Origin of the sequence: Mesorhizobium sp. M1252 (assembly GCF_040318265.1) — a bacterium.
In the GTDB taxonomy this organism is placed as follows: domain Bacteria; phylum Pseudomonadota; class Alphaproteobacteria; order Rhizobiales; family Rhizobiaceae; genus Mesorhizobium.
On record NZ_JAMYLX010000001.1, the window covers coordinates 652,189 to 665,601 of the forward strand.

The 13,413-nt window shown below is 62.7% G+C and carries 10 protein-coding genes and 1 tRNA gene; 3 read left to right on the top strand and 8 right to left on the bottom strand.

All coding sequences use genetic code 11. The features are described from left to right. The first annotated feature begins 35 nt into the window (after positions 1-35). Complete coding sequence (mgtE, locus tag NKH22_RS03330; RefSeq protein WP_352908944.1) at positions 36-1,403, top strand: magnesium transporter; 1,368 nt, start codon at positions 36-38, stop codon at positions 1,401-1,403. Positions 1,404-1,476: 73 nt separating this feature from the next. Here the strand turns inward: mgtE and gor are convergent, their stop codons facing one another. From gor to rpiA, 3 genes are all read right to left on the bottom strand, one after another. Then, a complete protein-coding gene (gene gor, locus NKH22_RS03335) occupies positions 1,477-2,868 on the bottom strand; it encodes a glutathione-disulfide reductase (RefSeq protein WP_023820741.1) in 1,392 nt (463 codons plus the stop codon). 124 nt (positions 2,869-2,992) lie between these two features. Continuing rightward, a complete protein-coding gene (locus NKH22_RS03340) occupies positions 2,993-3,628 on the bottom strand; it encodes a DUF2059 domain-containing protein (protein ID WP_023820740.1) in 636 nt (211 codons plus the stop codon). Next, entirely contained in the window at positions 3,615-4,346 is a 732-nt protein-coding gene (gene rpiA / locus NKH22_RS03345) for a ribose-5-phosphate isomerase RpiA (RefSeq protein ID WP_352908947.1), read from the bottom strand. The genes NKH22_RS03340 and rpiA overlap by 14 nt, the downstream gene beginning before the upstream one ends. Before the next feature lie 155 nt (positions 4,347-4,501). Between rpiA and NKH22_RS03350 the strand changes: the two genes are divergently transcribed. After that, a complete protein-coding gene (locus tag NKH22_RS03350; protein ID WP_023691328.1) occupies positions 4,502-5,185 on the top strand; it encodes a phosphoglycolate phosphatase in 684 nt (227 codons plus the stop codon). A gap of 128 nt (positions 5,186-5,313) precedes the next feature. Further along, positions 5,314-5,388, top strand: a tRNA-Val gene (locus tag NKH22_RS03355). Between the two features lie 77 nt (positions 5,389-5,465). Here the strand turns inward: NKH22_RS03355 and NKH22_RS03360 are convergent. From NKH22_RS03360 to NKH22_RS03380, 5 genes are all read right to left on the bottom strand, one after another. Continuing rightward, positions 5,466-5,699, bottom strand: coding sequence for a hypothetical protein (locus tag NKH22_RS03360; RefSeq protein ID WP_352908949.1), 234 nt, complete (start codon positions 5,697-5,699; stop codon positions 5,466-5,468). 111 nt (positions 5,700-5,810) lie between these two features. Then, on the bottom strand, positions 5,811-8,480 hold the full coding sequence (locus NKH22_RS03365; protein WP_352908950.1) for a DNA/RNA non-specific endonuclease: 2,670 nt from the start codon (positions 8,478-8,480) through the stop codon (positions 5,811-5,813). Continuing rightward, positions 8,477-9,607: a hypothetical protein gene (locus NKH22_RS03370; protein ID WP_155921533.1), complete on the bottom strand. Its 1,131-nt coding sequence runs from the start codon at positions 9,605-9,607 to the stop codon at positions 8,477-8,479. The genes NKH22_RS03365 and NKH22_RS03370 overlap by 4 nt, the downstream gene beginning before the upstream one ends. A gap of 304 nt (positions 9,608-9,911) precedes the next feature. Then, positions 9,912-10,895, bottom strand: a complete 984-nt coding sequence (locus tag NKH22_RS03375) for a trypsin-like peptidase domain-containing protein (protein WP_023726582.1) — start codon at positions 10,893-10,895, stop codon at positions 9,912-9,914. A gap of 16 nt (positions 10,896-10,911) precedes the next feature. Further along, positions 10,912-13,176 (bottom strand): DNA/RNA non-specific endonuclease, encoded by a 2,265-nt coding sequence (locus tag NKH22_RS03380; protein WP_352908951.1) that lies wholly within the window; start codon positions 13,174-13,176, stop codon positions 10,912-10,914. Positions 13,177-13,413 lie beyond the last annotated feature (237 nt).

Below are 13,413 nucleotides of genomic sequence, written 5' to 3' on the forward strand. Positions count from 1 at the left end.
CGGCTCACGTCCCGCCGGACGGCAAGGAGTGAGCCATGAACGAATTTACCCCCGTCGTAGCAAGCGACGATGCCGTCGCTATCGCGCGTATCCTTGCCAATGATCACGTCGCCGATGTCGTCGAGGCCCTGAACCGGGAATCTCGCGATACCGCGATAGAACTGCTTTGCGAAATGCCGTTCGAGCGGCTGGTCGAGATCTTCGACCAGCCTGAACTCGACGGCGCCTCCGATCTGGCCGAGGCGCTGCCGCGCGCCAAAGCGTGCAAGCTCCTGACCGCCATGTCGGTCGACCGCGCCGCCGATATCCTGCGCGAACTGGACGAACCGGCGAGCTCCGAGCTGCTCGGCGGGTTGGTCCCGCCGCTGCGGGCAACGCTGCTTTCCATTCTCGGCTATCCCGAAGGCAGCGCCGCCTCGATCATGACGACCGAATTCGTCAGCGTGCCGTCGGACTGGTCCGTCGGGCGCACGCTCGACTACATCCGCAAGGTGGAGCGGACGCGGGAGACCGTCTACGCCATCTACATCGTCGATCCAGACACGCATGTGCTGGTGCGCTCGACCGGCCTGCGCCGGCTGATCACCGGCGAGCCGGACGATCCGATCCTGTCGGTGGCGCCGGATCGCGCCCCGGTGACGGTGACGCCGCTGACCGATCGCGAGACACTGGCGCAGACGATCTCCAAATATGACCTGCTCTCGGTTTCCGTCGTCGACGACGGCAAGATCCTCGGCATCGTCACCATCGACGACATCATCGACATCATGATCGAGGAGACGACCGAGGACGCGCACCGTTTCGGCGGCATGGAGGCGCTCGACGAGCCCTACATGAAGATGAGCTTTCTCGCGATGATCAAGAAGCGCGGCGGCTGGCTGTGCGCGCTGTTCATCTCGGAGATGCTGACCGCCAACGCCATGCAAAGCTATGAAGGCGAACTGGAGAAGGCGATCGTGCTCACTCTGTTCATTCCGCTGATCATGAGCTCGGGCGGCAATTCCGGTTCGCAGGCGACCTCGCTCGTCATTCGCGCGCTGGCGCTGCGCGAGATCGGCCTTCGTGACTGGTGGCGGGTGGCGTTGCGCGAATTGCCAACCGGCCTGGTACTCGGCGCCATGCTTGGCGTGGTCGGCATCTGCCGCATCGCGCTCTGGCAGTATATGGGCTTCTACGATTATGGGCCGCATTGGCCGCTGATCGCGGCGACCGTGGGGGCAGCCCTTGTCGGTATCGTCACCTTCGGCTCGCTGTCGGGGTCGATGCTGCCGTTCGCGCTGAAACGGATCGGCTTCGATCCGGCGAGCGCCTCGGCGCCGTTCGTCGCCACGCTGGTCGATGTCACCGGCCTGGTGATCTATTTCTCGGTGGCGCTGGTCATCCTGCGCGGCACTTTGTTGTAATAAGCTTCAGGCCTCCCATCGCGGTGGCACAGCGGCTGCCATGGGGGGTTCTTCAAGATCGAGCGCGCGGGCGTCAATCGACCCGCACGCCGTTCTTCACGCGGTAGGTGGGCTTGTACATGGTGACCAGTTCCTCCGCTGCCGTCGGGTGGACGGCCATGGTGCGGTCGAAATCATCCTTGGTGACGCCGGCCTTCAGCGGAATGCCGAGCAACTGCGCCATCTCGCCGGCGTCCGGCCCGAGGATGTGCGCGCCGAGCACTTTTCGCGTGGCGCCATCGACCACCAGCTTCGTCAGCATCCTTTCGTCGCGGCCCGACAGCGTGTGCCGCATCGGCCGGAATGTGGCGCGGTAGATTTCGATATCGGCGTAGCGCTTGACGGCATCGTCCTCGGACAGCCCGACGGTGCCGATCTCCGGCTGTGAGAAGACGGCGGTCGGAATGGTGTCGTGGTCGGGCGCGGTCGGATTGCCCTTGAATGCGGTCTCGATGAAACACATGGCCTCGTGGATCGCCACCGGCGTCAACTGCACGCGGTTGGTGACGTCGCCGATCGCCCAGATGTTGTCGATGTTGGTGCGGGAATATTCGTCGACAACGATGGCGCCGGTTATGCCGAGCTCGATACCGACGCCTTCCAGGCCCATATTCTCAGTGTTTGGGAGGCGGCCGATGGCGAGCATGACCTGGTCGATCGTCAGTACCTTGCCGCCGGTGACCAACGCATCCAGCCTGCCGTCCGGCCGTTTGCGGACCCATTCCGACACGGCGTGGCAGAGGATCTTGATCCCCTTCCTTTCCATGGTTTCGTGCAGCATGTGCCGCAGGTCCATGTCGAAGCGTGACAGTATCTCCTTGCCGCGATAGACCAGCGTGGTGTCGACGCCCAAGCCATGGAAGATATTGGCGAATTCGACGGCGATGTAGCCTCCGCCCTCGATCATGATCGCCTTCGGCAGTTGCTTGAGGTCGAAAACCTCATTGGAAAAGATGCAATGCTCGTGACCGGGCAGCGCCGGGTGCGGCGCCGGCCGGCCGCCGGTGGCGATCAGGATCTGGTCGGCGGTGACGGTGCGGTCATCGCCCAGGAGATGCACGACATGCGGGTCGACCAGCATGGCGCGCGAGTGGAACGTCTCGCCGCCGGCGCCTTTCACGTTCTTTTCGTAGATCGCTTCCAGACGGGCAATCTCGCGGTCCTTGTTGGCGACCAGCGTCGGCCAGTCGAAGCTCGCCTCCGGCACCGTCCAGCCATAGCCGGCGGCGTCGGCAAAATGCTCGGGAAATTGCGAGGCATAGACATAGAGTTTTTTCGGCACGCAGCCACGGATGACGCAGGTGCCGCCATAGCGGTATTCCTCCGCGATGCCGACACGCTTGCCGAGCGCTGCCGCCACGCGCGCCGCTCTCACCCCGCCGGAGCCGCCGCCGATCACGAAGAGATCGTAGTCGTAACCGCCCATGCTGCTGTTCCTTGCCTCAAGAAATGTTTGAGACAGGTAGGCCGCATGAAGCCAAAAGAAAAGCCCGATTTCCACCGGGCTTTCTGGTCCAGCGGCAAGGATGCCGGTGGCGAAATCAGACGTCTTAGTTCTTCGGCGCTTCCGGCTGGTCACCGTCTGCGGGCGCATCGCCGTCGGCAGGTGCAGCGCCATCGGCAGGTGCAGCGCCATCGGCGGGGGCAGTTGCGTTATCCGGCGCAGGCGCGGCCGGAGCAGCGGCCTTCGCGGCTGCTGCCAGCGTTTCGCCGACCTGCTGGGCGAGATCGCGCGCCAGGCCGTTCTGCCAGATGTCGGCGGCCTTGACCAGTTCGCGCGTCACGTTGGGGCCGTTGTCGAGCAGCTTCTTGCCGGCATCGGAATTGTAGAAGGCGGCGATGTCGGTGAGATCCTTCTCGGAGAACACCTTGGCATAGGCGAGCGCTGCTTCCTTCTCCAGATCGGCACGGCGCGAGGCCAGCGCCAGTGCCTTCTCGCTGACGGTCTTGCCGATCAGCTCCTGCATATCAGGGTTCTTCTGGATGAGCTGCTGCTCGAGCGAGGCCGCTGCTTGCGGCAGGATGTTGTCGAACGAGTCGGTCGCGTGGATTGCCGTGACCGCCGCCCGTGCCGCCTTCAGATGCGATTCCGTGATCTCCTGCGAGAACGCCGGGGAAGAGAAGGCGAAAACGGCCGAAGCCGCCAGAACGGCGCAAAGATTGCGAACCCGGTTATGCAACATCATGATCGGTAGAACTCCCTGGTTTTCGGGCGGCATGGACGGTTTGGATGCCGTCGCCGCCGGCGATGATGGCCGCTGACGCCAGCCCGATGAAAAGACCATGCTCGACCACACCAGGAATGGCATGGAGAGCATTCGAAAGCGCTCTTGTATCCGGAATGCGGCCAAAAGATGCATCGAGGATAAAATGGCCGCCGTCTGTAACAAAAGGCTGGTCCCCCGTCATCCTCAATGTAACCGGGCCGGAAAGGCCGAGACTTTTGGCCGCTGCCGCGACCGCGATTTCGGTCGCGCACAGGCCGAATTGGTTGACTTCGATCGGCAAGGGAAACCGGCCAAGGGTGTCGACCATCTTCGAGCGATCGGCAATGACGATCATGCGCTGAGATGCCGCCGCGACGATCTTCTCGCGCAGCAGCGCGCCGCCGCCGCCCTTGATCAGTGTCAGCGCCGCGTCGATCTCGTCGGCGCCGTCGACGGTGAGGTCGAGCTCGGGCGTTTCCTCAAGCGTCGACAGCGGCACGCCGAGTTCGCGGCAAAGGGCTGCAGTGCGCTCCGACGTCGGCACGCCGATGACGGTCAAGCCCGCGGCGATCTTTTCGGCCAGCAGCCGCACGAATTCGTCGGCCGTCGTCCCGGTGCCGATGCCGATGCGCATGCCGTCGCTGACATGGGCAAGGGCTGCCCGCGCGGCCTCGACTTTCAACTGCCTCGCATCCATGCTCGCCCCAGGGGTTTGGCTTGGTTCTGATTTTTCTGGATGCGCGCTCCTAGCACTTTTGCCCGCAGGGTCAAAGACTTTGGCTCGCACCGGCTTGCCTGAAAGAAGCGCAGCCGCTATCGCCTGCCTGCAATGCATCAGCCACAGGACAGGCCATGACCCAACCGATCATCGTGTTCGACCTCGACGGGACGCTGATCGACACGGCGCCGGATCTGCTCGACAGCCTCAACCACAGCCTTGCCGCCAGCGAGCTTGCCGCTGTCGACGAGGCCGGCTTCCGGCGTTTTGTCGGCCAGGGCGGACGGGTGATGATCGAGCGCGCGCATACCGCGCAGCAGAAATCGCTGGCGGTGGAGGAGCACGACAGGCTGCTGAAGGTGTTCCTCGACCACTACACACTCAACATCCCCGGCAAGTCGCGCCCCTACCCCGGTGTCGTCGAAGCCATCGCCCGCTTCGAGAAGGCCGGCTATCTGCTCGCCATCTGCACCAACAAATATGAGGCGAATTCGAAAGCGCTGATCGAGGCGCTCGGCCTGACAAAGCATTTCGCCGCGATCGCCGGCCAGGACACGTTCGCCTTCCGCAAGCCCGACCCGCGCCATCTGACCGAGACCATCCGGCTCGCCGGCGGCGATCCGCATCATGCGCTGATGGTCGGCGATTCGCAGACCGACATCGACACCGCCAAGGCAGCCGGCATTCCGGTGGTCGCCGTCGATTTCGGCTACACCGACCGCCATGTCAGAGAATTCGAGCCGTCGGCGGTGATTTCGCATTTCGACGCGCTGACGCTCGACCTGGCGGAACGGCTGATTGCAGCTGCGGCCGGCTGAGCGAAACGGGCGATTGCGCGGCAGCGCCTGCCCTCGCCTATTTCAGGCACAGAAGGCCGGCGCATCGCCTTGACTTCACAACCCTGCCTCCCTTATATCGCGGCTCGCTTGGCCTTCGGGCAACGAGCGGGCGATTAGCTCAGCGGGAGAGCACACCCTTCACACGGGTGGGGTCGCAGGTTCAATCCCTGCATCGCCCACCATTTTCTTTCCCTGAACAGCGCACTCCAAGCCAGCACTCCTAGCAGCTGCAACTCGCCCCTTCCCCACCAAAATTCTTCTACGCGAATTTCAAGGCGCTTGAGTAGCTCGTGTAGCTCTGGAACTGGCAGACATCGGAGCCGTTGCGCACCTTCATCTGCTCGAGATCCCAGAACGAAACCTCGATGTGATCGTTGGCGCAATAGACCGTGTATTTTTCAGGCTCCAGCGCGTTGGCTTTCTGCAGCGGCATGGAGACGGCTGGAATGCAAAGCGCGGAAAGTGCAAGCATGACGGCGTGACGCGTGCGCATGTAAAAACCTCTGGAGTGAGAACAGCCCGTATTTGTCGCGACGATAGTGAGCGGCGCATCGCGGCTTTTTTACGCGCCCTTGTCTTCGCCCCGCTCGGGCCTTCAGTGTTTCTATATGCTGGTCCATATCTCCAATGTGTTGGCCTTGATGATCGGCACCGCACGGGCTGTCACCAGTCGGCCAGCGGCAACCGTGAGGTCGGCGGCCAGCAGTTCGGCGGCGCCACGGTCGGCGTCGTTGTAGGGGTTGTAGCGAACTTCGTTCTTGCCGGCGGCAGCGGCGACACGTTCTTCGCCAGGGTTTGGAATGCCCCAGCCCAAGGCCCGCATTTTTGCGGAAAGCGCCCCGGCGTCCTCGCGCGCCATGCCGGCGAACTGGACGTAAACCGTCTGTGGGCTCTGCTGGATACGCAGCCGGTCCTTCAGCGTGTTGAGTGCGTTGCGATCCTGCTCACCGATAACAGTCTGGCCGTCGGCTGCCGAAAGGGCGAGATCGGCAACCGCCCGGCGCGCGCCGGCAAACACAGCCAGCCAGTCCGGGCGTTCCCACAATTCAGGCGGTACCCCAAGCAGGGTCTCAAGCACGTTGCGGCGCCCCGCCGGTGTCAGCCCGCTTATGCTTTGCAGGCCGGCCATCTCGACGAGAGCCGCGACGATCTTCTGCCGTTCGACCACCGGAAGGTCTGCGTCTTCGAGGACGGCAATCAGGTCACCGCGCAGTGCATCATTTGCGCCGTCGAGCAGCTTGACGCGAGCCGCCAGTTCGTCGGCCGCGGTTCCATTGGGGCCGCGGTTCTTCAGTGAATCCGTCCATTCGATGAGAGGGTCGAAATTGAGGCTCGTGAGCCTTTCAAGCTCGGCAACCGGGAGCCGATACTGCTCGACGTTGAACGCCCCCGTAGCGTCGGCTGGAATGAAGAACGCATCGACCTCAAATTCCGGCTCCCTCACCTCTCCCTTCACGGCCGCCGACACCGAGGACACCGCGAGCTTCCAATAGGCATAAGGGACCGGCACGCCGTCGACCGGCTGGTCCGCGGGCCGGAAGACAGGACCACTGAAGATGGTCACCCGATTGGCGAGCGGATTGTGCTGCGAGCGAACCCAGTTTTCGAGCGGCACCCATCGGCTGCTGTAGAAAGTACGCGGCTGCGGCATCGTGTTTGGCAGGAAAGAGGCATACTGCGCCAGCTTGAGCGCCGCCGTTGCCGGATCGCCGGCGAACTCCGGACCCCAGGCGATGTCGCTGGCACTTGCAAATCGCGCCGCCAGCCAGGGTCGGTCCGCGCGAAAGTACCAGTTGGGACGAGGCTGGTAGTCGGCCGACAATCGGCTGTCGGGTTTCAGTCTGCTGGCGGTGAATTGCAGCGGCAACCTCTGCGACCGATCCAGGTTGACGGCCGAATAGATGGCCATGCGATGAGTTCGGCCCATGACCAGCGAGTAGTTGATGTAATCAAGCGGCGGCGCCACGGCGTCGTTGGCCAGGTCGTCGGTTATCCTGGGCAAGCCGATCGTGGCCCCTATGAAATCGACCTTGTATCCCGAAAGAACGTTAGGCTGTTTGTCTATGTCTTTGCCAAGCAGCGGTTCAAGCGCGGCGCGCAGCGGCGCCGGCAATTGGTCGAGCGCGACCTCGCCGCTTTTGACCTGCCCGGCCAGCTCGACCAGCACCCCCTGTCGCAAATCGGGCGCCAACTTGTCCAGGGACACGCTGCCGAGTTTGAGCTGTTCGACCACAAGCAAGATCGCGGATCGCAAAGTGGCCTGCGTGGCTTGCTGCTCGGCCAGCGTCTTGGCGGCGTCTTCCGCCTTCTTCTCGGCAACGGCAAGTGCAGCCTCGGCTCGCTGGCGTGCGTCTTCCGTCTTTTCAAGGGCGGTGGAAAGCTTTCCATTGAGCTTTGCGACCTCACTCGCCGTCGTCTCGGCATCCTTGCGCGCGTCAACAGCGTCATTTCTCTGGACGTAGGCGAAATAGGTGGTTGCCCCAAGGATCGCGGCCAGGATGGCAAACAGCGCGATCAATATATTCTTGCTGCGATCGCGCTGCTTCTGGCTGTCGGTCTCCGCCTTGGCGCTCGCCTCGACGAACTCGGCGATGTCCGGCCCCTGCGGCAGCTCCGCCGCCTCCTTCAGCGCTTCGCCGCGCAGGAGATAGCCGGGATAGCCGGTGTTCTTCCATTGCCGCGCCTGGGCGGCCACGCGAATGCGAAAGCGCTCGGTCAGCTCGTCCGAACTCAGTTCGTCGTCCGATGCGAAGCCGTCGCCGGATTCGGCACCGTCTTTGGTCGCGACGGCCATTGATTCAGGAACGGCGATGGCGACCGTTCCTGAATCGTTGATTTCACGCGATGCCGATTCGGAGTCAACCGCGACGGCAATTGGCTCTGTTGTTTCGAGCCCACCGCCACCTGCGAAAGACGCGAGCCGCACCGGGCTGACGTCGGCTGAGGTGATGCCCGGCCGCGTGACTAGTTCGGCGGACCAATAATCGAGTATGCGCTGCGCCGCGCGCCGGTCGGATTCCCGCGCGATGGTGCTGCCGGCGCGCCGTGCCTTGGCCAGGAAGTCGCGGATGGCCTGCGCATCGGGGGCCGTGTTGTCGATGCTGGCTTCCGTCGTCTCGGCGCCGGCCTTGTCGCTGCGGCTCATCGATGGGTCGACGGCTTCATTGCTGCTGGCGATGCGCATCAGCTCGAGATGTGCGATCCGGATGTCGCTCAGCGAAATAAAATCGGCCGGAGTTTCGGTCTCCGTGCCTGTCGCAAGTTCATCGCTCATGGCCCCAGGTCCTCAATGATCTTGTGCAAAGGCGTGCTGACGCGGACGATCGAGGCGCATTCCGTTTTCAGCGCCAGATCGACCTGGACGAAGCGTTGCTGGGCCTCGTCCCGATAGGCTTCGAAGGCAAGGATGAAGGCGGTATCGACGGTCTCGCGCGATAGCTGGTCGTTGACGTCGGTGGAGTAGTCGACGAGCGTCGCCCGCCACGCTCCAGTGGGGTCGAGGTCGGCAAGAACCTTGACCTTCACTTCCAGGTTTCGCCACAGCGGCGAAAACTGGAACGGCAGCGACTTGTCCGCCGCAGCGCCCCCTTCTATCGGCTCGATCATGTCGGTAAGGCTGGCCAGCTTGTTGTCGATGTCCTGCCATAGCTTGTGCTCGACGACGCGCGCATAGATGGTCGAGGACAGCACCATGATCGCGTCATGCGCGGCCTTGATCAAGGGCACGGACGGCTCTTCTGCAGGAAGTTTGCCGGCTATCGTATCTAGACCGGTGGCCAAAAGTCCGAAGGGCAGGTTCTTTGCCGTGACGAAAATCTGCTGGTTGAGCCGCGACGGCACGACGCGCAGCACGGTGCGCACGTCAAACAGCGCGTCGTAGGCGTCCGGAGACTTGTTATCGATGGCAGCCTGCAACTTGATCGCAGCCGCCTTGAGGTCGTCGAGCCAGGCCTGCTCGATATCGTGAAGCGCCGGCCCCGCCGGCAGTTCCATGACCGACTCTCCGATAGAGACACAGAAGAGCTTCAATATTTTGAGGAAATTGCGCATGACGCGGACCTGCTCCAGGTCGGCCCCCATGTCGCGGGCGGCGACCAGCAGGTTCTGGAAGCTGCCGATGCCGTATTGAAAACTCTGCAGATGGTCATGCAGGTCCTTGTAGGTCTTGAGGACATCGATCTGGCTGGTGACATTGGTGAGGCCGTTGTCGGCGGCAAGCGTGGCCTGAATGTCCTTGGACTGCTGGTTGACGGCGTTGAAGCCTGCGAGCGCGGTGTTGACCCGATCGTCGGTCGTCATGCCGGGCAACTCGGCCGTCGGTTTCTGGCCCGCGGCGAGTTCGTCCAGATAGGCCTTGAACCGGGCCGCGCACTGCGGATTTTGCGCCACGACGGCAGTCATAAGCGCCTGCGACAGTTTATTGGTCAACGCATAGTCAAGGATGTTGAACCAGACTGTAAGCGCCGCCCCCTGGAGGTTGATGGCGCCAGCGACGATTCCAGCGTCCTTGGTTACCTGCAACCAATCGGGAGGCAATGGGTAGAGATCAGCCAGTTGAAGCCTGAGGTCGAAATAGGCGCTGATCTCTGAACTCCCTGGTGTTTGGTGTCTGGCGTTATAAACCGTCACATCCGAAAAATTTTACATGCCGTAGTCCCAAATCGCCGCGCATCGAGCTGCGCCATCGGTCTGCATAGCTCACCATCTACACAGGCTTGGCCGCGAGGTCCTGGATGATGGTGTCGATCGCAATGCCCTCGTTGCGATAATATGTGCTTTTGGTAGGCGCGTTGGGCTCGGTGAGCCAGCCTCCGCTGTGATGCAGCGCAATCAGGTTCCAGTCGGTGTCGAAGACCGGCGAGCCCGACGAACCCGGCAGTGTGTCGGTCAGATACTGGACGCGGCCGCCGCCGACGAAGGCCACGACATTGGCGACGAACGAAATCTGTTTCTGCGCACCGCCGGGATGCTGGATGATATTGACGTGATCGCCGACCTTCACGGCCATGGGCTTCATGTCCAGCTCGCCCCACTTGGAAGCATCGCCCTTGATGCGGACGGCTGACCAATCATTGTCGTTGGAGGTACGAAGAGGCACGGCGGTGTCGATGTCGAACTGGTCGAGCGGCGCGTCGAGCCCGGCAACGGTGCGCTGATAGTTGAACTGGACCACCGTGCCCGCCAATGAAGCGTCGTCAGGCAAGACATGGTTGTTGGTGATCAGTATCCCGCCGGTGGTCATGAAGCCGGTGCCGGAGCTGCCATCCGCACGCTTGATGCGCACCACCGATCTTGCCCTGACAAGGCCGAGTTCGAGATAGCTGATCGGCACCAGCGTGCTCTTGTCGCCAAGGATTTTTTCGAGCTGGGCCGGCGCCGTCGCGCCGCTCCAATTGGCGGTCGCGGGGCCTTCGACCGGCGGCGGCGGGGCGTGCTGCTTTGCCTGCAGCAGTGCTTGGTCGCCGGGATTCTCATCGAGTGCAAAGGCGACGAGGTCATCGGCCCTGGTCTCCTGCTTTGCGCGCTGGACAATCGCAAACCAGTTGTTGATCGCCTTGTTGTCAAAGGCGATCTGGGCAGTCGAAAGACCGACACCTTTGGCAACACGCACGCCGTCGCCGATCATCGGGTAGAGGTTGGCGAGGATGCGGTTGAGACTGTTCAGTTCGGATTGCGTCCATTCGGTCATGGGATTCCCTCCGACCCTAAGCCTTCTTCTTCCGCTTGCGTGATCCCGCCCGCATCGCAATTTCGGTGCCGCGAACCGTTTCGTACTGGTCGGCATCGATCAACGATTGGTCGAAGCTGACGCCGGTCATTTCGGAGATTTCGGTCAGCGGGTACATGGCGCCGATGAACTCGTCGGAGACGGTAAACTCCAGCTCCGTGTCCGACAGATCCTGTTCGAGCACGAAGCCATAACTGGCGATGCCGTCACTGACGCGGGCGACCACCACCTTCCAGAAGCGGCGCGGCACCGGCGCGCGAAGACTGGTGCCTTTGGAACCCTTGCCGGCAAAGGTCCGGTCATCATCGGCGAGGACCGGCCCGGCGAAGACGCAAAGCCGCTCGCTCGCCGCCTCCGACAGGACGTGATTCTCGAGATCCCCCCAGTTCTTCTCGCCGCTGTCGGAGCGGTTGTAGCCTTCGACCTGGGGCGAGCAGTTGGTGACATGGAAGGAGCAGACATTGCCCCTGAGCAGCAGCTCGAAGGTGCTGCCCCAGGCCACGTCATCGCGCCTGACGATATGGCCCTTGTCGAAGGCGCCCTGATCCTGGGTGTAGAAGACGTCGGGGATCTGGTACTTGTCGTCGAGCCGCAGATCCGGGAACCAGCGCTCGCTGAACAGGCCGCCGCGCGAATAGTTGCGGCCCTTTTCCGGCTCGCGCAGGTTGCTCTCCTCGGTGACGTTGGAGGCGGTGAACAGCGCCAGCCGCCGCTTGGCGTGCATCTTGAGCGAAAAATTCTGGTAGTCTAGCCGCGTGCCCCCGTCTCTAAGTGGCGCCAGCACGGAGAGGTCGGTGGCCTCAGGCATCGGCACAACGACCGGCGCGAGTTTAGTGCCGCCAGAGAGAAATTTCTCGTCGTAGCCCTTATAGCCGGCATAGTCCGCGACCGTTTTGGGAACGAATGCGCCGCCTGGAGGGGTCGGCTTGGCCGCTTCGAGCTCGACCGATTCCGTGACCGCTTCATGGGCAGGCGTTGCGCCGAGCGAGACGGTGATGCGCAACGGCACTTCGAAGGTGACGCTGCCGCCCGGCGAAACGACGACGCCTCCGGATGGAGGCGTCTGGGTGGCGACGCCCGGGATCTGCTGGACGCCGCCGACTTCAACCAGGTTTACGCCCTCGGCCGGCGACCCGCTGTCCGCCTTGTTCCACCATGCGCCCCAATCGTTGGGGCCGCCGCTGGCGGCGCCGGCGAAATTGAGGCCGAGATCGACGACACGCTGGTCGTTGGCGAGCGCGCCGGTGGGCACGGCGTAGTTGCGCTCGAGATAGCGGCCGGCGAAATGCAGCGCCACGACCTCGCCGGTGGCGAGGTTGATCATGGCGGTGCCGGAGTTGCCGCCAGTGGTCGAGCAATCATGTGTCGCAGCGCTGACGATCTTGCCGAAACTCTCCGTATCGAAGCCGCCCTGCAGCATGCCCGGTTGCAGGCGCTTGACCTGGAAACGATTGCGCATGAGCTCGTTCTGGACATCGACCGCGTTGCGATTGTCGAACGCGGGATAGCCGATGGCGACGACTTCCTGGCGCAGCATATCGCGCGCGTCGGCGACCGCGAGCGACAGCGGCGTGATGTTGTCGGGCAGGCCTTCGACTTCGAGGATCGCCATGTCCCAATAGGGATGGATCATCCGGACATTGCGGATCTTGAAGACGTTTCCTGCCGCCGAATCGCGCTTGAAGTCGATGCCGGCGGCGCGGCCGTTGATGAATTGCAGATTGCGGTCGCCAAGGCCGTCCGCAAATATCTGCGCCACATGACGGTTAGTCATCAGCAGGTTGCGGCCGACGACGAAGCCCGTGCCGCCGTAAGGGATATTGGTGTTCCACAACAGTTCGATGCGCCCGATCGCCGGCAGGGCGGCTTCGATGCGCTGCTTCAATGCGGCCTCGCTGGTAAGCTTCGTCCACAGCGAATGGCCAGGTGTCGGAGCGCCGTCGAAAGTCAGCGTCGTAAAGGTGCCATCCTTGATGTCATAGACCGGCCGCAACTCCGGGATGATTATGGCTTCCAGATCGGAAAGCTGCTCGGGCGCGACTTCGGCGCCCCGCGCGAGGCTCTCCATGCCAGCGCGCGCCGATTCAAACGCCGCCTCCGTCTTGCCGGCTTCCGCAGGCGCAAGGGATTCCAGGCCGCCGCCTGCCATCGTCTCCACGTTGCCGAGGACCGATTCAGTCCCCTCGCCCCCGGTGACGAGATCGAGATATTGACGGATTCGCTGCTCTCTGCTGACCGGCATAGTCGCCCCCAAAGGTTCTGTCGAAGTAAATAACTGTATTGCCCCATTTTAGACTGGTGCAATTCTGACCGGCAGGCAAGGAAACAAATCAACTTGCGTCGAATATGACCGGGGCGCAACGTCGGCATGTCTCTTTGCCCGCAGTCGCTCGCGCGATGTATGACGCTCGCATTATTTCAGCGATGCTGTATGTGATCTCCGTCACATACGCTCACGCTGTTTGCGCCCAGCTATCGC